The organism is Candidatus Accumulibacter necessarius (assembly GCF_036625085.1).
On the sequence record NZ_JAZKUM010000001.1, the window covers coordinates 498,841 to 520,055 of the forward strand.

Sequence of the window (21,215 nt, forward strand, 5' to 3'; positions counted from 1 at the left end):
CGGCTAAGCGGAAAAGACATGGCGCAGCAGCAGATCATGGACGTCGGTGGCAGCGATCACGTCCTTGCCCAGCAGTTGCGGGGCGTTGCTCATGAGCAGGGGTCCGTCGGCGTCATCGTCGGTGAGGCGGCCGTGCGAGCCCTTGACCAGCGTCGCATCGAGCGGGATCACTTCCATCAGATAGCGGAAGCCCAGCAGCTTCCTGGCCAGCGTCGTGGCGATCTTCAGCCGGGGAAACGCGATCGCCGGATCGAGGAACAGTTCGCACGGGTCGTAACCCGGCTTGGCATGGATATTCACCGTCCGGGCATAGTCCGGCGCCATCGAGTCATCGCGCCACCAATAATAAGTAAACCAGCTATCCGCGGCCGCCAGCAGCACCAGCTCGCCGGAACGCTCGTGGTCAAGGCCGTGGGCTCGCTTGCCGGCGTCGTCAAGCACCTGTTCGACGCCCGGCAGGCCGGCGAACAGCTCGCGGACGCGCGCGATGTCCTTCCGGTCGCGCACGTACACATGGCACAACTGATGGTCGGCAACGGCGAAGGCGCGGCTGCTGCCCGGGTCGAGCGTCTCCCGGCCAAGGTCGACCTTCAGCGAAATCAGTCCGGCCTGCCGGAGAATACGATTCGGATGGATCGGCCGGCTGACCGGCGTGATGCCGTATTCGGAGAGGATCACGACGCGGCAGTTGCGCTCCTCGAAGAAGTCGAGCAGGCGGCCGCAGAGCGCATCGATCGCCGCGAGGTCCTTGGCGATGTCGCCCTGTGGTCCCAGTTTCTGCAGGCAGTAGTCCAGGTGCGGCAGGTAGACCAGTTGCAGGCTCGGCCGGAACTGCTCTTCGATGGCCATGGCCGCCCTGGCGATCCACTCGCTGGAAGCGATCGAGGTGGCTGGCCCCCAGAACTGGAAGAGGGGAAAGGGGCCGAAGTCGCTGGTGAAGCGCGCCCGCAAGTCCAGCGGAAAGCTGTAGCAGTCCGGCAGCTTGCGGCCGTCCGCGCAGTACAGCGGGCGTGGCGTGACGGTGTAGTCGGCGTCGGTGTTCATGGCGTACCACCAGAAGGTGTTGGCCACGGTGAAGGCGGCGTCACGACGGCGCGCTTCATCCCACAGCTTCTCCCCCTGGACCAGGCGATTCGACTGGCGCCAGAAGAGCACTTCGCCAAGGTCGCGAAAATACCAGCCATTGGCGACAATGCCGTGGCTCGACGGCAGCCGCCCGGTCAGGTAGGTCGACTGGACCGAACAGGTCACCGCCGGAATGATGGTCCGGATCGGCGCGCTGTTCGGCAGCAGGGCCGACAGCCGCGGCGTCTGCTGGCCGCTGAGCAGACGCCGGCTGAGCCCGACGACGTCAAGGACGACCGTGCGGTGCATCAAGCTGCGCCTCCAGCCAGTGAAGTTCGCGAATGATCGACGCCGTCACCGAACCGCTGCGGAGCTCGGGCGGCAGGACCTCCCAGGTGTAGGTTTCGACCTCCAGCAGCAGCTGTGGCGGCAGCAGCGGCAGGATCTCCTCGATGAACGAACGCGTCGTGCCATGGCCGCCGGCCTCGGCAACAAAGATCGGCACGTGGAAATGGCAGCGCCATTCGTCGCCGGTCGCCACCGGGTGCCGGGCGATCGCCTCGGGCAGATCCTGGTAACGCGACAGGTCGCCGTTCCGGCTTCTGACCACCACCTGATGCAGATAGCGGGGCTCGTCGAAAGGCTTCAGCGCTGTCGGCGTCGGCGCCAGGAGCCTGAGCGCCGAGGAGACCTGGACCTTGGCGATCCGTACTCCGGCAGCTGCCAGCCGCGCCAGCGAAGCGGCGGGCGTCTCGAATTCGACCGCCTGATGGCAGCAGTCATAGCAGACGCCGATCAGGTCACGCAGGTCGGGCGGCAGAGCGAGCGCGGCAAGGAAGTCGCAGACCTCGTCGGTGGTTTCCAGCAGGCATCCGGGTTCCGGCTCCAGGGCGAGGACGATCCGCACTCCCCGGGCCCGGCGCAGCGCCTGCAGATGGCTGAGCACGGTGAGGATCTGTTGTCTGACCGCCGTCAAGTCCTGCTCGCTGAAGCCGCCCTTGAGGCCGACCGGGACGGTCGAGATCGACCCGGTCATGCCCTCCGGCAACCATCCGGCGAGCAGGTCGGCCAGGCAAATGGTATAGGCCGCACGTTCCGGACGTCGCCAGTCCGGCAGGTAAACCTGTTCCTTGACCCGTTCCCCGTGGAAGGAACCGTAGGGGAAACCGTTGACCGTCGGGACAAAACAGTCGTTCTCGCGCAGCCAGTCGGTGAAGCGCCGCTTTTCCCCCGTCGTCAGTTCGACTGCCGCCCGCTGCGAAAGCCGCAGGCCGATCGGAAACGGCTGCTCCGGTGACACCGCCGCCTTCACCGCCGGGACGTGCTGTCGCAAGGCGGTGAAGGTTTCCGCCCAGCTGTCGCCGGGATGGATGTTGCTGCAGTAGGTGATCAGTCGGCCTGAAATTTTGGACATTGGCCAAGGAAGCTCTTGGGATTCTCGTAGAAGACCTGATTGACCGCCGGCTCCGGATGTCCGCGGCGACGCATCTCGTTCGCGCACTTGAGAACCGACAGCGGGTCGCTGACACTCCAGTCGGCCGAGGAATTGATGCAAATCCGGTCGGTGCCGTAGATTTCGACGGCGTCGATCGCCCGTTCGGGACTGCCTTTGGAATTCGGATACAGGGTCAGCCCGAACCAGAAACCACGGTCCTTGATCTCGCCGATCGTATGTTCCTCGGCGTGATCGATCAGCACGCGGGCCGGATCAATCCTGGGCTCCGCGCGGATGATATCCATGATGATCCGCGTCCCCTTCAGTTTGTCCTCGAGATGCGGCGTATGGATCAGGATCAGTTCGTTGCGCTCGGCGGCCAGCGCGAGTTGTTTTTCCAGCACCGCGATCTCGTTGCGGCTGTTCTTGTTCAGCCCGACCTCGCCGATGCCCAGCGCGGTTGGCCGGTCGATGTACTCCGGCATGATCGCCAGCACGTCTTCGGCAAGCTTCAGGTTCTCCGACTCCTTGGAGTTGAGGCCGATCCAGCAATAGTGCCTGATCCCGAAGCGCGCTGCCCGCGCCGGCTCGGTCACCGTCAGCTGATGGAAATAGTCGCGAAAACTGTCGGCCGAGCTGCGGTCAAACCCGGCCCAGAAAGCCGGTTCGGCGACGGTGTGGATGCCGCTGATGGCCATTTTCAGATAGTCATCGGTGGTCCGCGAAACCATGTGAATGTGCGGGTCAATTGCCTTCATGCTGCGCTCCTTCCCACGCGCCCCAGGCCTTCAGCCCGACCGCGCTGTCGAGCGGCTCGCTGGTCGGATCGCTGAGCGACAACTGAACTGCCCTGGTCCGCTCGCCCGGCGACTCGACGAGCAGTCGCAGCGTCTGCATTAACGCCTGGTAGCGGTATTCGGCCCGGGCCTCGTCAGCGCCCGCGTAGCGGTCGATCCTGTCGAGGAACGAGGCGATATCGAGCACTCGCGAGCGGTTCTCGATGAAATATAGATCGAGCACTTGAGGCGCCGTCAGCGGACGGTAGGGGTCATTCATCTGGGTTCTCCTTGGGCAGGGTGATCCGACGCTGCCGGCCGTGGTCGGATGGTCACCCCGGAAATGAAACCCGCAGTTGGCAGGCGGCTCATGGCCGTCAACGGCGTGGTGGTTGTCTGGCGTGAAGCATGGGAAATTCGATCACGCGGGCAAAAGTATATGCTGCGGCGAAGACTCCGGTCAATCAGGCGGCGAAATGGGCTCCGGTGGCAGGCGAACGCCACGGCGCCGCGGTGATCAGTTGCCGGGTGCCTTCTCCGGAGGCCGATCCAGGCCGACCCTCTGGGAAAATACGCCAGCCCTCGACGCGGCGCGCGGGCAGGGGGTACGCTCGAGCGTTCGCGCCAACTGGTTATTTCTTCTGGGCAGTGGCGCCGGCCGAGGCGCCTCCGGTGGGCTGCCCCGGTCTGATATAGACCATCTGCTTCTTCCCGTCGGCCTCGACCTGCAGGCGGACAACTTCTCCTCGTGCCAGGCTCGCGCTGACCTCGGTGGGCCCTTTTGCGTCGCGTTCCGGTTGGCCCGGGAAGAAGCCCGATACCCGGGCGTCGCCCGGCAAATCGAGCAGTGGGATCAGGGCTTGACTCAATTCGGCCTCGCTCGCCCCCGGAGTGGCGGCAACGCGGCCGATGGTCTTCAGGACTTCGGGCGTTGCCTCGATCGCACGCGGGAGGCGATGGCCTTCCGGTTGAGCCGGAATCGTGGCTGCCGCCACCGGCGGGGTGCCGCCACCGGCTCCCCACTCGAGATTCACGACGCGGGGTCCCTTCGGTGTCTCCAGGCGAATCCCGGTTGGCAGAATCTTTGCGACCGAGCCAATGTCGGGGAGCTTGTCGCCGGCCCGGACGATCTGTTGCTCGCCGTTCGGAAACTCGATCACGGCCCATTCGGACTCGCCTGGCACCATGACCACGCCGGTGAGGCGTATCCCCGACGGATCGCTGCCCGCAGCTACTGCCGTGGCGCTGGCGAATGCCAGCCCCAGGGCGATCAGGCGGCATATACGGTGGGTGTGGCGGAGCATTGGCGTGTACATGGAGTCGGGGTCAGGCAAAGCCAGCCAGGACAAGCGGGCGGGAGTGGTGGGTGACGCGGGTAGCGGGCGGCGCGCGAAGCGCGCGCCGCGTCCAGGACAAGGGGATCAGCTCCTGCGCCGGCGAGCGACACCGAGACCGACCAGACCGAGGCTCAGCAGGGCGAGCGATGCCGGCTCGGGGATGTCAGCGGTCTGGGAGAAGCGCTGGTCAAAGGAGAAAAGGTTGGCATTTTCGGTCCCGGCCGTAGCCCACACCAGAATGTTCTTGGTGACGTAGACCGAGCTCTGCCGGGCGAAGGAGTCCGAGTCTTTCAGTTTGGCCGTCTGACCTTGCCCGTCCAGATAGCTGAACTCGACGTCGATGACAGCCAGGTCGTCCGACCCGGCGGCGGTACCGACCGACTCCAGGATGAAGCTGCCGACATCCTCATTGCCCTGACCTGGCGCAGAAAACCCATAGCTGGCGCCATAGTTGTCCATGGATACGCCAGCGATTTTCAGGTTGGGATCGAGCGCGGTGACCATGAAACCGAACGAGTAGTCAACGAAGGCATAAACGCCATCGCCAGTTACCGAGAAGTTATCGCCCGAGAGGGCGAAACGCAGGCCATAGTCACCGCCGTCGTCAAGAGCCGTAACGCTGATGTTGGCGGTGTTGAAGGGGCGGCCATCAGACGAAATGACCGGTTTGTCCGTCCAATTGTCGAACCGCTTGTCACCGACGGTGATACTGCCGCCCGCAAGCAGGGCCTGCAGTGTAGTCTGAGTGTCGATGGCCTGGGCGCCGCCGGCGGCGACCGCCAGGGCCAGGGCTAGAAGAGTTTTTTTCATGAGGGTAGCTCCTTAAAGGCTTAAATCTGTAATACCCCCGGCGGGGCCGGGGGGAGGCAGAGAAGGTTATGGCTTGGGCGGCAGCGGCGCCTCGATCGCGCAGTTCAGCCGCGTGCACCTCGGGATGCAGACCTTGACGTCGGCAGGCGTGATCAGGCCGTCACCGTTGGCGTCGCGCTGATCATTCGGGCCGCTGGCTTTCTGGCCGCGGGCTTTGCTGATGATGCTGAGGTCCTTCTGGTCGATGTCGGTGTCACCATCCGCGTCGCAACGTGGGACGATGTCGCAGGCATCGCCGACGCCGTCGCCGTCAGTATCTTTCTGGTCGGGGTTGGGCACGGCCGGGCAGTTGTCGACGGAGTCGCACACGCCGTCGCCGTCGCTGTCGACACAGCCACCACCAACCGAGCGCTGCAGCACGAGCAGGGCATAGGCCTGGGCGGAATAATCATTCCAGCGGCTCGTACCGTTGGCGTCGACGTACTGTCCGCCCAGCACCTGGTGAGTCAGGATCGTGTAAGCGTAGTCGAAGTAAACCCGCTTTGGCTCAGCCGCATCGCAGTAATAGCCGTTACCACCGGCACCGAACAGCGGCACACGCGGGATGGTATTACAATCGAGGTGGACTTCACGATCTGCAAAAGCCGGCGCAGCGCCTGGCGGCAGAATGCCGATCTTGGCCGGGGTGAGGTTCGTGTCAGGAATCGGCGTTGCACCGGAATCCTCGATGAAGGAGTACGCCTTGGACGAACTCCACAGGTAGTACCAGTACGACTGCCAACCGGTCGAGGTCGGCTCTATGTTCGTGTAGCGGTAGCGGTTGCGCTGCCACTCCAGGTAGCCCTGAACGCTCGGGTCGTTCAGCGTAGCGCCGCCGACGATTTGAATCCAGGTCCCGGAGGCGGTCTGTTGGGCGGAGTTACAGTTCCCCACGTTATAGCCATGGCCGCGCTCCGTCGGCGTCAGGATTCCGCCAGCGGAGCACGCCTCGCCGGCGAGGCCATTGGCTACGTAAGCATTCTTGGCAGCGGTAGCCGCTGTATTCAGCTGAGCCAGCCTGCCAGCGTCAGCATAGCTCCCGGAGGAATAAACACTGCGCACTGACGCGAGGCCTGCCACGACCAACTGGGTAGTCGAGGAGTCGAGACAATCCAGATAGCCGTAGATGGCGCCATAGCACCAGTAACCGCCTCCATTCTGAGCCGCTATCGTGCGGTCAAATATGGTGTTGATGGCCGCCGGAACCCCCGGATTGGGGCCGCCGGTGAGCAGGTAGACCGACAGGGCCATCATGTCGGCCCCGTCACGGTAGGCATACTGGGCTGCCGTCACGTGATTAGCCAGAATCCAAGCCACGGCGCTGTCCATGCGCGTCTTGTCGGCCGCCGACGCCGCGGCGTAACCCTGGCTCAGGGCATTGGGATCGTTGCCCTGGCGCTTCTCGAGCAGAGCCAGCAGCGACAAGCCGGTGGCATCCCCGGCGCCGCCCGTGTAGGCGCCGTTGGCGTCCTGCCAGGCGAGTCCATTGTCGATGGACGTTGCCACGTCAGTGCTGAAGTTGGTAACAACGGCGTTAGCGCCGCTGCCCACCGTCAGCAAAACGGCGGCGGCAAGCGCACTTATCTTCAAACTTGATTTCATTATATTTACCCTTTCTGTCCCTGTTGCTGAAGTCCGCCCTCGTGGGCAGTGTTCCCGCGTCGTCGCACCGCCCGGATACGTAACCGGCGCTCCCGGAAGTCAAAGCAAGTTTCGTGCCCATTTCGTTTCCGACATTTAGTCGATTGATTTAACGATGAAGTGTGGTTTAGTCATCGTGCGGTGCGCGACTCAAGTGTAAGGTTTTCCGACACCCTTTTCGCTCTTTGAGGACCCAGTCGGAGATGTTGGCTGCGGCGCAGGGTTGGGATCAGGGCTGAGGCAGCCAGGACAGGCCACCCGGAAGCACGGGCGGCGCGCCCGGATCTGGCGCGCCGCACCGGAGACAATGGAAGGAAATCAGCTTCTGCGTCGGCGAGCGACACCGATGCCGAACAGACCCAGGCTCAGCAGGGCGAGCGATGCCGGCTCGGGCACGTCCTGCTGCGAGAAGCGCTGCTCGATCCCGCCCAAGGTGGCCGTGTCCGTCACGTCCATGGACCAGACGAGGAAGTTCTTCTTGACCCGGATCTCGTCCTGCGGCGCGAACGCCGCCGAGTCTGGCCAGTTGCGAGTCTGCACGTCGTCCAATACGCTGAATTCGATGAACTTGTGGGCCAGCTGGTTGCCCTGGAGGTCGTACACCCACTCCTCGACCGCAATCCCGAGGTCGTTGAGGCCGTCAACGGTCCACGTCAGAACGCTGGGAGGATTGCCGAAGTCGAGCAAGTTGTCTTTGATCTGCTTGCTCCCGATCGTCGATACGTTGAATTCGATCGTGAAATCGCGATAGGCATAGACACCGTCGCCCGTCACCGTCATCTGGTCAGTGAAGTCGATATTGATGCCAGGCCCGGGGTTGTCTCCACCGTCGGAAAGTGGCGTCACGAAGATGTTGTTGAGTTGGATTGCGCCCTGGGGATCAGACGCGCCGAAGAATGTCTGCTTCCATTGGCTGAACACCTTGTCGCCAGCAGTGATGCTGGTGACGTTATTGGGGTCGTCATAGATCAGGTCATACAGGCTAATCGCTCCTGGCACTGTGTTAACGGCCTGGGCGCCGCCGGCGGCAACCGCCAGGGCCAGGGCGAGAAGAGTTTTTTTCATGAGGGTAGCTCCTTAAAGGTTTAAATCTGTAATACCCCCCGGCGGGGCCGGGGGGAGGCAGAGAAGGTTATGGCTTGGGCGGCAGCGGCGCCTCGATCGCGCAGTTCGGCCGCGTGCACTTCGGGATGCAGACCTTGACGTCGGCAGGCGTGATCAGGCCGTCACCGTTGGCGTCTCGCTGATCATTCGGGCCGCTGGCTTTCTGGCCGCGGGCTTTGCTGATGATGCTGAGGTCCTTCTGGTCGATGTCGGTGTCACCATCCGCGTCGCAACGTGGGACGATGTCGCAGGCATCGCCGACGCCGTCGCCGTCAGTATCTTTCTGGTCGGGGTTGGGCACGGCCGGGCAGTTGTCCTTGTCGTCGCAGACGCCGTCGCCGTCGCTATCCGAGCAGGCGCCGCCGGTCGAACGCTCAAGCACCAGCAGCGCGTAGGCATGGTCGACCGCTGTGTTCCAGGTTCCATTCGGGTTCGGGAACTGCCCGCCCGCGTTCTGCAGCGACATCAGCCGATACGCATAGTCGTAGTACCAGCCCTTCGACGTTCCGAGATAGTAGCCCGCCCCGCCGGCGCCACGTGTCAGTGGCCGCGTGTCAGTGGCCGGGTCGCGATTCGCCTTACGTGCGTACCCGCAGGCGTTCAGGGCAGGCAAGGTGCCCATATCTGCCGGGTCTACGTTCGTGCCAATCGCCGCGACCTTGGACTTCTCGATGGTCTCGAAGGCCTTGGCTGACGACCACAGGGCATAGAAGTAGGCCTCCGCCCACCCCTGGTTGACGGTGTTGGTGTCGTAGTTGTAACCGTTCTGCAGCCAGCGCAGGTATTGCTGCACCGCCGGATTGTTGACGTCCTTCCCCGAAGCCATCAACTGTACGAAGGTACCCGAGCCGGTTTGCTGGCTCGACGCGCCGTAGCCGTTGACCTGGTAGCCATGGCCGGCGCAGCCCCCGGCACCGCAGGTCGCCGCTTCCCACAGGCAGCCCGAGGTGACCTTGCCGTTCGCCGCGTAGCCGTCGGAGACGCGGGTCAGGGCGGCATCGAGGCCCGGAATCCGGTTCTTGTCAGCGGATTCACCCATGGCGCTGTAGAATGCTTTGGCCGCCGCCAGCCCGGCACTGGTGAACTGGGTGGTGGACGAGTCACAGCCCGGATTGGTGTAATTCCAGAAGCCCGCACACGATCCCGCCGCAGGCGTGCCGGCACTCTGTTGCGCCAGAGCGCGGTCGACCACCGTGTCGATCGTGGCCCGCGCGGATCGACCCGCACAGTTGTAGCCCGCCGGCGCCGCAGGAACATCGGGACCGCCCGTGCTCAGGTAGACCGACAGACCCATCAGGACCTGGCCGTCGTAGTAGGAGTAAAAGCTGCCCCGGTCGCCGTAGCTGCCGTCGTCGATCAGGATGCAGGCCGCGTTTTGCGCCAGCGTCTGGTCACCCGGTACCGTCAGCCCGGCGTAGCCGGCGGGGATGGTCTCCTTCTGCAGCAGAGCCAGCAGCGACAATCCGTTGCCTGCCGTATACGCGGTAAAGTAGCTATTGGCGCGCGCGAATTGCAGGCCGGCGTCGATGGCGTCGTTGACGTCCTGCTCGAAGTTGGTCAGCGCCTGTGCGCCCGTCGCGCCCGCGAAAAGGAACGCGGCGGCCAGCGCCTTGGTGATGCTTCGTTGTTTCATGATAAGTACCCTCTCAAATCTTTCTTTTCAAGACCGCCCTGATGGGCAGCGTTCCCGCGTCGTCGCTCCGCCAGGGCACGTAACCGGCGCTCCCAAAAGACCACGCATGTTTCGTGCCTACTCTCTCTTCGCCATCTATGTAATTGATTTAGAGAAAAGGCTGGAGTCTCTCTGCAGCGGCACCGGATTGAGGTGTAAGATTTTCCGACAGAGTAATTAAAGTAAATTCAGGGACAGTATATTCAACTTCCCGGGATCACAAACACGGCCAGGAGGGCCAAGATGGCGAGAATTGCGAAGGTGGTGGCATCGGGTTATCCGCATCACGTGACACAACGGGGTAACCGTTGCCAGCAGACTTTTTTCTCCGATGACGATTATCGCGAGTACCTGCGCCTGATGTCAGCTTCGTGCGCGCGTACCGGGACGGAGGTCTGGGCTTACTGCCTGATGCCAAACCATGTCCACCTGATCATGGTGCCGCAGCATTCCGATGGGCTGCGAAGTGCGATCAGTGAGCGCAGTTCGACCGCAGGCTGCGGCCGCAGAAACGCGGTCCAAAGCCGAGATCGGAAACCGGCGAGTAGCGCGTTCCTTGCTGATCGGCGCCGCGGGTCGAGTTAACTATTGTCTGTCCCCGAATTGCCTTCGACGAACACGGCGTCCAGGGTCTGTGCGTCGAGCACCTGCTTCGCCCACGCCTCCAGGCGCTCCGGTTCAGCGCCTGCGAGCTGGGCCTCGACCCAGGCCGGCAGGGAGCCGAAGCGCCAGGTCAACAACTGCTTCAGCAGCCGTGCCTCGCCTTGCTCGATTCCCTTTTCGATCCCTTTCTGGATCCCTTTCTGAATCCCTTGCTGGATCCCTTTCTGGATCCCTCTCTCCGTCGCCTGTTGTTCCCATTGCTCTGCAATCGTCAGCATCAGTTCATCTCCACCGTTCAAAGTTTGCGTCACCGCCTGGCGCAACTCCTCACCGCTCAGTCGGTCGATACTTGCCGCCTGCGCCAGATAGCGTAGAAGCGTACGTACATAGTCCAACCCCATCGAGTTTTGCGCCAAGTCCCGCAGCAGTCCCAGAATTCCCGGCAGCCGTTCGCGCAACTCATCCCGGAAGATGTACTTCAGGGTCGAAATTCAGGGACAGTATATGAAACTTCGCGGGATCACTAACACGGCCAGGAGGACGAAGGTGGCGAGAATTGCGACGGTGGTGGCATCGGGTTATCCGCATCACGTGACACAACGGGGTAACCGGCGCCAGCAGACTTTTTTCTCCGATGACGATTATCGCGAGTACCTGCGCCTGATGTCAGCTTCGTGCGCGCGTACCGGGACGGAGGTCTGGGCTTACTGCCTGATGCCAAACCATGTCCACCTGATCATGGTGCCGCAGCATTCCGATGGGCTGCGAAGTGCGATCAGTGAGCGCAGTTCGACCGCAGGCTGCGGCCGCAGAAACGCGGTCCAAAGCCGAGATCGGAAACCGGCGAGTAGCGCGTTCCTTGCTGATCGGCGCCGCGGGTCGAGTTAACTATTGTCTGTCCCCGAATTGCCTTCGACGAACACGGCGTCCAGGGTCTGTGCGTCGAGCACCTGCTTCGCCCACGCCTCCAGGCGCTCCGGTTCAGCGCCCGCGAGCTGGGCCTCGGCCCAGGCCGGCAGGGAGCCGAAGCGCCAAGTCAACAACTGCTTCAGCAGCCGTGCCTCGCCTTGCTCGATTCCCTTTTCGATCCCTTTCTGGATCCCTTTCTGAATCCCTTGCTGGATCCCTTTCTGGATCCCTCTCTCCGTCGCCTGTTGTTCCCATTGCTCCGCAATCGTCAGCATCAGTTCATCTCCACCGTTCAAAGTTTGCGTCACCGCCTGGCGCAACTCCTCACCGCTCAGTCGGTCGATACTTGCCGCCTGCGCCAGGTAGCGTAGAAGCGTACGTACATAGTCCAACCCCATCGAGCTTTGCGCCAAGTCCCGCAGCAGTCCCAGAATTCCCGGCAGCCGTTCGCGCAACTCATCCCGGAAGATGTACTTCAGGGTCAGCAGTGCCGTGTGCAGCATGACCGCACCCCGCAGCTCGTCGTCTCGGTAGCCGCTCAAGTCGATCAGGTGATAGACACACGCTGGCACATAGGCACGTAGCGCCGGGGCGTCCTCGACCTCGTCGGCGAATTGCCGGCTGACGCGCCAGGTCGCCGCGCCGTGATAGACCACGACCGGTACGACAACGGGTAGGCGACCGGAATTCCCGGCGTTCAGCCATTGTTCCCAGATCCGCACCCGGTAACGCAGGAGGTCCAGGCCGATTCGCGACTCGACATAGCTCTTGTGTTCGAACAGCACGTGCACATAGCCGGGGCCGCCGTCGCGGAGATCGACCGCGTACAGCAGGTCCGCGGGATGCAGCGCGAGTTCAGGATCGAGAAACGAATCCTTGGCAGTCCGCAAGGTTTTCCAGTCCAGTGCCTGTACTGCTGCCGCCGGCAGATAACGTTCCAGGAACTCCGCCGCCACCTCGGTTCGCCCGAACACCGCCTTGAAGAAGCGGTCGTGCGGGCTGTTCAAAGCTGTCATCTGCGATCTCCATCAATCGCTCGAATTCTATCCTACCATCGGCAGCGCAATACGCTGACAGTAACGGCGACTGCAGTAAATTCGGGAGTAAATCCGGGGACAGTATACTCAGCCGCCCGGGATCACGAATACGGCCAAGAGGACGAAGGTGGCGCGACTTGCGAGGGTGGTGGCATCGGGCTAGCCGCATCACGTGACACAGCGGGGTAACCGTTGCCAGCAGACTTTTTTCTTCGAAGAGGATTATCGGGAGTACATGCGCCTGATGTCAGCGTCGTGCGCACGTACCGGGACGGAGGTCTGGGCTTACTGCCAGATGCGGAATCACGTCCACCTGGTCATGGTGCCGCAGCATCCCGATGCGGTGCGAAGTGCGATCAGTGAGGCGCATCGGCGCTTTACGGTTGCGAACTGGCCAGAGTACCTGAGCGAAGCGACGGATCAGTCTCTGGCCGAAAAGATCGATGCGCACACCCGGACGGGTTGGCTGTTGGGCGGAGAAGCCTTCGTCGGCGAACTGGAAGCGCACCTCGACCACCGGCTGCGGCCGCAGAAGCGCGTTCCGAAGCCGAGATCGGAAACCGGCGAGTAGCGCGTTCCTTTCTGATCGGCACTATGGGTAGAGTTGACTATACTGTCCCCGAATTGCGAAATAAAGGGACAGTATACGTAATTCCAAGAGGCGCTGATCATCATCGGCCAGCGGGTCACAATGACCCGCATGGTCATACCAATGGAGTCGCCAAGGTCACCGAGACCAGCGCGGCCACTTTCAGACAGCAGGTGAGCGAGATGCTCGATCAGGTACGTTAGCGGCATGACTGCCTCGTTATCTTTCGATGCAGAGTGTGCTTGATCCGAACGGCGCTACTTGGTCCACCCGGTCACCGGCGTCACCGGCACGAGTTCCATATCGACATAGGGCCGAAACGGCGCCTGAATCTCTTCCAGCAGGGCCGGGTCCTCGGTTTCGAGCAGCGCGAAGGTGCGTGATCCGTCGTTGGCCGCCCAGTCCTTGTGCAGCACGAGTCCGGGCGGGATGCCATCGTAGAAGCCTTGCGCCAGCTTGCCAAGTTGCGCGAAATCGTCGCCGGTGAGGCCGGGGCGGGTGCGGCTGATCAGCATATAGAACATGTGGGTGTCTCCAGGAGGATTGGTCAGTCGGATGTTGCGACCTTGACGGTGCGCGCTCTTCGCCGCCACAGCCACCAGGCGACTGCAGGCAGGGCCATCGGGATGAGCAGACCGGGACCGGCCAGCGCGCCGGGCAGCAGAGCGGCGCCATTGCCGGCGAGTACCACCGCGTAGATCGCGTTGCCGGCGGCGCAGGCGCCGACGAAGGGCCAGAACGCGACGCGTTCCGCCCCCGCGGCGATGGCCGCGGCTTCGGCCAGCACCGGCACCGGTCGGCTGAGAAACAGGACCGTCAGGGTCGGCGTCTCCGGCAGGGGCGTCCGCAGGCGGCCCAACAACAAGCGGCCGCCGGCATAGGCGAGGAGATTGCCGGCGAGCATGCCAAGCCAGGCCGAGAGCGCGCCGGCGAGGAAACCGAGGCGGGCGCCGAGCAGCGTGCCGAGGATGCTGGAAGGGACCGGCAGCAGCGCGTCGGCGGCGAGCAAACCGGCGCCGGTCAACGCGAACTGCAGCGCGTTGTCGTCGGCGGCCGACAGCCAGCGCTCGCCCGGCAATTCGCCGAGCAGGACGAAGGGCACGACCGGAATCAGCACGGCCAGCAAAACGACTATAATCAGACGCAAACGCGCAGGCATGGGGTGGGCCGGTTTCCCGCAGTCATCTCAACGCAAAGCGTCAGCGATTCTAACAGCAACCGTTAACCCTGGATAGCGAGGCGCAGCATGACGCTCAGCACTTTACCCCCTTCCGCTCGCTTCAAGCTGGAGATGATGTTTCACGGCATCCGCTACAGCGCGGCGCTGGGCAAGGCAGCCGAGCATGCCTTCCCGAACTATTATCCCTACCGCTTTCAGCCGGGCGAACCCGATCCCACCGGCACTGGCAAGGCCAGCATTCCCTACCTGCTGACCCTCGAGGATGACACGCTGATCCGCATCAAGGGCAACGGTGACTCGCCCTGGGTGGTGAGCGGCGACCGGGAGGCGGGCTACCGCCTGTGCAAGGACGGCGAGCCAGCGGTGCCGGTGCCGGTGCAGTTTACGCCGCTGCCGCGCTGGATGCAGGCCAAGACCAGCGACGGCTTTCCGATGGCCCGGACCGGCATCGAACTGCTTGGTGACATGGCGGTGATCAACCTGGCGCCCGGGTGCGAGTATTTTCTGCACAAGATCGACGGCGTTTCGATGCGCTGCGCCTTCTGCGCCTACGGCGCGCCTGACGAACGGGTGGCGCATCTCGGCCAGAAGACGGGCCAGGTTTCCTTGCCCGAGCAAACCTATGCCCGCATGCAGGAAACCCTGCGCGCCGTGCTGGCCGAGAGCGACATCCGCCACCTTTACCTGGTCGGCGGGGCATTGCCGGACTGGCGTCAGGAGGGCCGCCGTTACCTGGAAGTGGCCCGGCAGGTGCAGGCGGTCAATCAGCGGCGAATTCCGGTGTCGTGCGGCTCCGGCGCCCTGCCCGAGGATATCCTGAAGGAATTGCACACCGAGAAACTGGTCGACAATGTCTGCTTCAACCTGGAGGTCTGGTCAGAAGCCCTGTTCGCCAAAATCTCTCCGGGCAAGCACCATTTCGTCGGCTATGACCGCTGGATCCGCGCGCTCGAGCAGGCTGTGGCGCTCTGGGGGGCGGGGCATGTCTATAGCGCGATGGTCGGCGGCATCGAACTGGAACCCGAGCACGGGATGTCCGGAGAGCAGGCGGTAGCGCTGGCACTGGAAGGCGCCGAAGCCCTGTGCTCGCGCGGCATCATTCCGATCTACTCGCTGTACTGGCCGGTCGGCGGACGCGATCATCCCGATTATCTTGACCGCCTGCACCAGTACTTCGAAACCCTGAACCTGGGCTGTCACGCCATCCGCCGGAAACACGGGCTGCACATCTGGGACGGCTTCATGTGCCACCGCTGTGCCGCGATGCAACTGGAGTGCGACGTCGATCGGGCTGACGCCGGGAGCTAGTTGGGCTGACGCCCGGAGCTGGCGGGATCGCTCCGGGCCGTCAGAGACTTACAGGCCGCGATAGAGGATTTCCATGGTCAGCGTCGCGTAGGCGGTGACCAGATGGGGGTCGCTTTCCATGTAGCGGGCGCTCTCCTTGTTCACCCACGAACCGTCGGCATTCTGCAGATTGAGCAGACGCTTGGCCAGTTCCTGACGCCAGTTGACCTTGCTGCCGTCCTTCATCACCAGGGTATCGATGCCGGCAATGGTGAGCGCCTTGGCCATCGTGTGGTAGTAATAGAACAGCCCATCCTTGCCGAGGCCCGGGTTCTCGTTGAGCGAGTAGTTGCGGGTCAGCCATTCCTTGACGGCGACGACGCGCGGATCGTTCTTGTCCATCTGGGCGTAGATGAAACTTAGCAGACCGTTGTAGCTCGCGCTGCCATAGGAGCGGAAAGCCACCTTGCCATCGGCAACCGGCATTTCTCCCGCCTTGCTGTTCTCGGGGAAGTAAATGAAGCCGCCCTTGTTTTCGGCATCGCCGCTGACCCAGGGCTGGTCATTCTGGCCCGGCAGGTTCTGGCTGCGCGTGATGAACTGCGCGGCGGCCTTCCAGTTGAGGTCCTTGGCGTCCGGATCATTGGCCACGTCGCTCTTCAGGTAGCGGGTGTAGTACAGCGCCTCGAGGGCGGCGGTGGTGTTGTTGATGTCGGAATTCTTGGCACCGCGGCCGCCGTAGCCGACGCCGCCATCCAGCGGATGATCGCCCATCCCCTTCTCGCCGAAGTCGTCCTGCTGGCTGATCAGATACTTGCGAGCATTCTTCAGGATCGGCTCGTAGGCCTTGTTGTTCGCCACCATGAATGCCGTCATCGAAATCGCGGTGTTGTAGTTTGGCAGGCCCTTGCTGTAGATGCTGCCGTCAGGCTTGACGTTGGTGGCCAGATAGTCATAGCCCGCCTTGATGTTCTTCTGGTACTTCTTCTGGTAGAACTTCGAGGGGTCGCCCTGGAAAGCGGTAAGGATCAACGCGGTCACTGCCGGGTGCTCGCTTTGGGCCCAGTAACCTTCCGGGTTCTGCTTGCCAGCCAGCCAAGTGAGCCCCTTACCGATCGAATTCTCGACCTCGACTCGCAGGGAGAGGTCCGGCGTGGTTTGTGCGACGACCTTTTCGGCGGCGATCGAGCCCAGGGGCAGGAACGCCATCACAGCTAGAGGCAACAGGACCGAGTACTTTCGCATGAGAATCTCCAGTGGGGGGGTTACTTGGCAGGGGTGATGATCACCTGGACCGGGGTTCCGACGGCGGGCGCAGTTCCCTCTTTGACAAACCAGATGGCGTTGCTGTGGCCTCCCGGCGAGGCATTATCAATCATCGCAACCGGGTCATGCCAGATCGAGACGATCGAGCCGGTTTCCTGGGACATGAAGCGGTCCTGGTAAACAACGGACCCGCTATAGACCCAGTTCAGGGGCTCGACGTCTCGCGCGACGCCGCCGAACCGGTTGATCAACCATTTTTCAACCGGGATGACCTCCTTTCGGGAGCCGGTATCCGCGCTGAGGGTGATGCGTACGCGCTCGCCGCTGGGCGTTGCTGGATCGCCTTGCCCGGCCAGCGGCTTGTCCGTCGCCTCGAAGCCCAGCAGCAGGAAAGCGACCTTCAGGTTGTAGGGTTCGACCGATGTTCGCAACAGGCTTTCATGCGTTTTTCCCTTCCGGTGCACGAGCAGGTACTCGAGCATGCCTTTGTCCATGTTGACTTCGGCGGGAAAGGTGATCGAGCGCTCGGCTTTGTTGATCAGGACGTCACCGATTCGAAAAACGCCCTTGGCGGTTTCGACCGGGGCAAGCTGCGCGCCTGCGTCCCCCGGGCCGGCGGGCGCTGCCGGCGCCGCGGCATCGGCAGCGCGGCATGAGAGGGAGGCGATGGCGCCGCTGAGCAGGAGTGCACTGACGGCGATTCTGACGGGCTTCACGGGGTCTCCTGGTCGCGTAAACTCGGGGGGTGTTGCCTGTTCGGCAGACGAAAGTGAGCGGTGTCTCGCCGACTACTTGCGGGCGGTGGCGAAACTGTGCGGCATCGGCGGCGGCAAGGGTTTCACCTGGATGTCGGTGAAACCGGCCTCCTGCAGCCAGCCGGTCAATTCCGAATCGGCAAACACCCAGCCGTTTTCGGTGGTCAGCGCCATATTGACCGCGAACAGCGCGCTGAACTTCGGTCTGGTGTGGCTGCTGTCGGTCATCATGTCCATCACATTGACGATGCCGCCGGGCTTCAGGGCGGCATAGGCCTTGCCAAGAAGCGCACGGATGCTGTCCGGCGACTCCTGGTGGAACATGCCAAAGAAGTTGATGACATCGTTGCCGGCAGGGAAAGGCGTGCTGCGATAGTCTCCGGCAAGCGTCCTGACCTGTGCCGCGCAGCCCTGCTGCTCGATCAGCTCTTCCGCCACCTTGACCACATCCGGCAGGTCGAGAACGGTGCAGGCGATGGCCGGATGACGTCGCGCAATCAGGACGGAGTAGGTGCCGGGACCACCGCCGACATCAAGCAGGGTTTTGCACTGGGTCAGATCGAGTTCTTCGAGGACTGCCCGGCCGATGGCTAGCGCCCGATGATGCATGGAGAGAACGAAGGTTCGCGTCCGTTCCGCATCCTGGCCGAGGTGGAACTCCGGTTTCTCAACGGGTTTGCCGGTCCTGACCAGCGTATTGAGTTTGCCCCAGGCGGCATAGACGTCGCGATTGTAGCGAATCGCCGCGGACAGATCGCCGGGCGATCCGGGCACGAGGAAGATGGCGGTCTCCGGGGTATTCGAGTAGATCTCCGCCTCCTTGTTGAGCAGTTCCAGCGCCACGCAGGCATCGAGCAGCAGACGTGTTCCCCGCTGATCGAGTTGCAGTGCCGAGGCCAGGCTGGCTGAATCCATCGGGCCCGACTCAGCCAGGCTGGCGAAGACGCCGAGATCCGAGGCGGTAAACAGCACGCAGGAATCGAAGAAGGAACTCGTCATTCCGATGATGCGATCAGGTTTCAGCATTGAGCGACTCCGAATAGACCCCGCATTAAACCCGTCCACGGGCCGATGGTAGCGACCGGCCGCCCGCTCTCGAGGATGGCCTCGTGAGCCTGATCGGGCATCGACAGCGGGTGTCTGGCGACCTCATGACGGAAAAAGGCTGGATCAGGCTTCCGTGGCAGCGCGGCGAGTATAGCTTCTCGCCCGAGCGACGGTCAATCTTCGGAAACTCGCTGTCGCCCAGTCGCGGGCTTCAGGGCCGACTCAAACGCCGACGCGTTGACACAGGGTTCTGCCGGTCCCAGCATCTGAGAACCGCAGGACGCTGCCGGGAGTGTCGATTTTTCTTACAGTCACTTGTACCCGGCCCGGTCCATTTCTCCAGCTCGCGTCGTAGGCCCCTAATAAAATGGCGTTTTATATTTTTGGCACGATCCATGCTTCGTGCTTGGTGAGTCGCCCTGCCATGGGGTGATCCGGGATCATGGCCCGCGTACGCAGGCATCGCCACCTCGACGCCGACGCACGGCCGGGAAGTCAATCATGATCAGAGTCAAGTTGTTGGTTGGGCGAGGCGCAGCCGTTCACCAAACCGCCCCCATCCTGGGCCCCCTGCGCCTGGCCCAAGCCTGTGACCCTGTCAGGGTCCGATCCTCCGCCTTTGGGGAAAGCCATGCAAGTCCTCCAGCAGCAATTCAGCGTCAATTACTCTTTCCCGGTCATTTTTGCCGAGGATGTCTTTGACTTGCATAACTCCTTGCTGGCCGACGTGATCCGCCAGGGTGGCCACGAGCACAACCGTGCGCTGGTGGTCATCGATAGCGAGGTCGTGCGCCTGACCCCGGGTTTGCTGGAGCGAATCAGCCAGTACGGTGAGGCGTATGGATCGGTCATGTCCTTCGTCAGCCCGCCGTTTCAGATCCGCGGCGGTGAAATCTGCAAACATGAGCCGACCGAGATGGAGCGCATTCACGCGCTCGTCGAGCGGCACAAGATCTGCCGCCACTCCTTCATCATCGCGATCGGCGGCGGCGCCGTGCTGGACGTTGCCGGTTACGCTGCTGCCACCGCGCACCGGGGGGTGCGACTGATCCGCCTGCCCACCACCGTGCTTGCCCAGAACGATGCCGGCATCGGCGTCAAGAACGGCGTCAACGCCTTCGGCCGCAAGAACTTCCTCGGTACCTTTGCGCCGCCGTTCGCGGTCATCAACGACGCGACCTTTCTGCAGACGCTGTCCGAGCGTGACCTGCGCGCAGGTATTTCCGAAGCGGTCAAGGTGGCGCTGATCCGGGATCGCGATTTCTTCGATTTCCTCTATGACGAACGTGCCAGTCTGGCCCGCTTCGCACCGGCGGCGATGCACAAAATGATCGTCCGTTGCGCCGAATTGCACCTCGAACACATTGGCCACGGTGGCGACGCCTTCGAAACCGGTTCGTCGCGGCCGCTGGACTTCGGCCACTGGCTGGCTCACCGGCTGGAGGAACTGTCGGCCAGCGAAGTCAAGCACGGCGAGGCGGTCGCCATCGGCATCGCGCTCGACTCGCTGTACTCCCAGCATCTGGGCATCCTCGGCGAAATCGATCTGCATCGGATTCTGACGCTGCTGGACACCCTGGGCTTTACGCTCAGCCATCCGGCGCTGTCCTGGCTGGATGTCGAGAAAGCGCTCTGCGAGTTCCGCGAACATCTCGGTGGCGTCCTCTCGATCCCCCTGCTGGAGGGGATCGGCCGGAAGGTGGAAGCGCACGAAATCGATATCCCGCTGATGAAGCGCTGCATCACGCTGCTCGGCGAGCGTACTGCCGGCAGGGCGGGCCAGGGGGTCAGGCAGGCCTTCCCGGCGAATGCGTTCGGCCAAGCGTACGCGGGGCGCGCGCTGTCCTCGTAGCAGACGCTGGCAAGCAGCTCGGAGGGAGCTACTGGCAAACTGCCAGGGATGCCCGGCAAGGCTGCGTGCTGCGGGTTCAGCCAGCGTGACGCTGCCGCCCCGAACGTCGCAGACCGGCAACGACACGGCAAAAGTTCGCTAAATCAGCATCGGGATAAGCTCGCCCTTGCCCGGTAGGCCTATAATGCCGGCCAGGGCGCGGCCGTACGGGAGAGTGCCGGCCGCCGAATCGCGAGACGATGCGCCATCTGCCGGCAGTTCTGCCGGCATCAGCACGGGACGAATGCAGTGAATAGATCAGAAAACGGTGACTTGTGGACTGTTTGGCGGAACAGTGAAGAAGCGGTCGCGCACCCGGGCAACCCGGCTGCTGCTGGCGCGGGCCGACGCTACCGCGCCGGTGGGCGCCGCGCCCGGGGCTTCACGCTGCTCGAACTGCTGGTGGTGGTGACGATCATCGGCCTGCTGGCAGCCTACGTCGGCCCGAAATACTTCTCGCAGTTGGGCAAATCGGAGCAGGGGGTGGCCAAGGCGCAGGTCGAGGCCTTTGCGCGCGCACTCGACACCTATCGGCTCGATGTCGGTCACTATCCGACCACCGAAGAGGGCCTCAACGCGCTGCTGACCAAGCCGGCCAATGCCGCCAAGTGGAACGGGCCGTATCTGCAGAAAGCCGTGCCGCTGGATCCCTGGGGCCGGGCGTATGTGTACCGCGCTCCGGGCGCCAACGGCGACTTCGACATCACCTCCTATGGCAAGGATGGCCAGCCCGGTGGTACCGGCGATGCGGCCGACGTCAGCAATCAATGAG

General features: G+C 63.1%; 20 protein-coding genes and 2 pseudogenes. 6 read left to right on the forward strand and 16 right to left on the reverse strand.

Annotated features, from left to right (window positions below):
- Positions 1-3: 3 nt before the first annotated feature.
- The 9 genes from V5B44_RS02565 to V5B44_RS02605 all read right to left on the reverse strand — a co-directional run bounded on the left by V5B44_RS02565 (position 4) and on the right by V5B44_RS02605 (position 9,840).
- Positions 4-1,374 (reverse strand): alkaline phosphatase family protein, encoded by a 1,371-nt coding sequence (locus V5B44_RS02565; RefSeq protein ID WP_332357542.1) that lies wholly within the window; start codon positions 1,372-1,374, stop codon positions 4-6.
- Positions 1,352-2,479: a metabolite traffic protein EboE gene (eboE, locus tag V5B44_RS02570; RefSeq protein ID WP_332357543.1), complete on the reverse strand. Its 1,128-nt coding sequence runs from the start codon at positions 2,477-2,479 to the stop codon at positions 1,352-1,354. Before eboE ends, V5B44_RS02565 begins: the two co-directional genes overlap by 23 nt.
- Positions 2,455-3,258 (reverse strand): TatD family hydrolase, encoded by an 804-nt coding sequence (locus tag V5B44_RS02575; RefSeq protein WP_332357544.1) that lies wholly within the window; start codon positions 3,256-3,258, stop codon positions 2,455-2,457. Before V5B44_RS02575 ends, eboE begins: the two co-directional genes overlap by 25 nt.
- Entirely contained in the window at positions 3,245-3,556 is a 312-nt protein-coding gene (locus V5B44_RS02580) for a hypothetical protein (RefSeq protein ID WP_332357545.1), read from the reverse strand. Before V5B44_RS02580 ends, V5B44_RS02575 begins: the two co-directional genes overlap by 14 nt.
- Positions 3,557-3,908: 352 nt before the next feature.
- Positions 3,909-4,580 (reverse strand): hypothetical protein, encoded by a 672-nt coding sequence (locus V5B44_RS02585; protein ID WP_332357546.1) that lies wholly within the window; start codon positions 4,578-4,580, stop codon positions 3,909-3,911.
- 117 nt (positions 4,581-4,697) lie between these two features.
- Positions 4,698-5,423 (reverse strand): PEP-CTERM sorting domain-containing protein, encoded by a 726-nt coding sequence (locus tag V5B44_RS02590; protein WP_332357547.1) that lies wholly within the window; start codon positions 5,421-5,423, stop codon positions 4,698-4,700.
- Between the two features lie 66 nt (positions 5,424-5,489).
- Complete coding sequence (locus V5B44_RS02595) at positions 5,490-7,064, reverse strand: hypothetical protein (protein WP_332357548.1); 1,575 nt, start codon at positions 7,062-7,064, stop codon at positions 5,490-5,492.
- A 357-nt stretch (positions 7,065-7,421) separates the two neighbouring features.
- Positions 7,422-8,168 (reverse strand): PEP-CTERM sorting domain-containing protein, encoded by a 747-nt coding sequence (locus tag V5B44_RS02600; RefSeq protein ID WP_332357549.1) that lies wholly within the window; start codon positions 8,166-8,168, stop codon positions 7,422-7,424.
- A 67-nt stretch (positions 8,169-8,235) separates the two neighbouring features.
- Positions 8,236-9,840, reverse strand: a complete 1,605-nt coding sequence (locus tag V5B44_RS02605; RefSeq protein WP_332357550.1) for a hypothetical protein — start codon at positions 9,838-9,840, stop codon at positions 8,236-8,238.
- 282 nt (positions 9,841-10,122) lie between these two features.
- Between V5B44_RS02605 and V5B44_RS02610 the strand changes: the two are divergent.
- A pseudogene (locus V5B44_RS02610) lies at positions 10,123-10,359 on the forward strand (transposase); the annotation flags it as partial.
- Between the two features lie 101 nt (positions 10,360-10,460).
- On the opposite strand, the gene V5B44_RS02615 reads toward V5B44_RS02610, so the two are convergent.
- Positions 10,461-10,940: a DUF4351 domain-containing protein gene (locus tag V5B44_RS02615; RefSeq protein ID WP_332357551.1), complete on the reverse strand. Its 480-nt coding sequence runs from the start codon at positions 10,938-10,940 to the stop codon at positions 10,461-10,463.
- 88 nt (positions 10,941-11,028) lie between these two features.
- On the opposite strand from V5B44_RS02615, the pseudogene V5B44_RS02620 reads away from it, so the two are divergent.
- A pseudogene (locus tag V5B44_RS02620) lies at positions 11,029-11,265 on the forward strand (transposase); the annotation flags it as partial.
- 101 nt (positions 11,266-11,366) lie between these two features.
- On the opposite strand, the gene V5B44_RS02625 reads toward V5B44_RS02620, so the two are convergent.
- On the reverse strand, positions 11,367-12,407 hold the full coding sequence (locus V5B44_RS02625) for an Rpn family recombination-promoting nuclease/putative transposase (protein WP_332357552.1): 1,041 nt from the start codon (positions 12,405-12,407) through the stop codon (positions 11,367-11,369).
- A 316-nt stretch (positions 12,408-12,723) separates the two neighbouring features.
- On the opposite strand from V5B44_RS02625, the gene V5B44_RS02630 reads away from it, so the two are divergent.
- Positions 12,724-12,999, forward strand: a complete 276-nt coding sequence (locus V5B44_RS02630) for a hypothetical protein (RefSeq protein ID WP_332357553.1) — start codon at positions 12,724-12,726, stop codon at positions 12,997-12,999.
- A 275-nt stretch (positions 13,000-13,274) separates the two neighbouring features.
- Here the strand turns inward: V5B44_RS02630 and V5B44_RS02635 are convergent, their stop codons facing one another.
- Positions 13,275-13,541 (reverse strand): DUF3303 domain-containing protein, encoded by a 267-nt coding sequence (locus V5B44_RS02635; protein ID WP_332357554.1) that lies wholly within the window; start codon positions 13,539-13,541, stop codon positions 13,275-13,277.
- Positions 13,542-13,564: 23 nt separating this feature from the next.
- Positions 13,565-14,176, reverse strand: coding sequence for a hypothetical protein (locus V5B44_RS02640; protein WP_332357555.1), 612 nt, complete (start codon positions 14,174-14,176; stop codon positions 13,565-13,567).
- Positions 14,177-14,263: 87 nt separating this feature from the next.
- Here V5B44_RS02640 and V5B44_RS02645 point away from each other — a divergent pair, with 87 nt between their 5' ends.
- The gene (locus V5B44_RS02645) at positions 14,264-15,505 is read left to right on the forward strand and encodes a radical SAM protein (RefSeq protein WP_332357556.1); all 1,242 of its coding nucleotides are present in this window, start codon (positions 14,264-14,266) and stop codon (positions 15,503-15,505) included.
- A gap of 48 nt (positions 15,506-15,553) precedes the next feature.
- On the opposite strand, the gene V5B44_RS02650 is transcribed toward V5B44_RS02645, so the two are convergent.
- From V5B44_RS02650 to V5B44_RS02660, 3 genes are all read right to left on the reverse strand, one after another.
- Positions 15,554-16,729, reverse strand: a complete 1,176-nt coding sequence (locus V5B44_RS02650; RefSeq protein WP_332357557.1) for a prenyltransferase/squalene oxidase repeat-containing protein — start codon at positions 16,727-16,729, stop codon at positions 15,554-15,556.
- Positions 16,730-16,749: 20 nt separating this feature from the next.
- Positions 16,750-17,466, reverse strand: a complete 717-nt coding sequence (locus tag V5B44_RS02655) for a YdjY domain-containing protein (RefSeq protein WP_332357558.1) — start codon at positions 17,464-17,466, stop codon at positions 16,750-16,752.
- 72 nt (positions 17,467-17,538) lie between these two features.
- On the reverse strand, positions 17,539-18,531 hold the full coding sequence (locus tag V5B44_RS02660; RefSeq protein ID WP_332357559.1) for a class I SAM-dependent methyltransferase: 993 nt from the start codon (positions 18,529-18,531) through the stop codon (positions 17,539-17,541).
- 652 nt (positions 18,532-19,183) lie between these two features.
- On the opposite strand from V5B44_RS02660, the gene V5B44_RS02665 reads away from it, so the two are divergent.
- Together V5B44_RS02665 and gspG are read left to right on the forward strand one after the other, a co-directional pair.
- Entirely contained in the window at positions 19,184-20,404 is a 1,221-nt protein-coding gene (locus V5B44_RS02665; RefSeq protein ID WP_332357560.1) for a 3-dehydroquinate synthase, read from the forward strand.
- 288 nt (positions 20,405-20,692) lie between these two features.
- Positions 20,693-21,214, forward strand: a complete 522-nt coding sequence (gene gspG / locus V5B44_RS02670) for a type II secretion system major pseudopilin GspG (RefSeq protein WP_332357561.1) — start codon at positions 20,693-20,695, stop codon at positions 21,212-21,214.
- The last annotated feature ends 1 nt before the right edge of the window (position 21,215 follow it).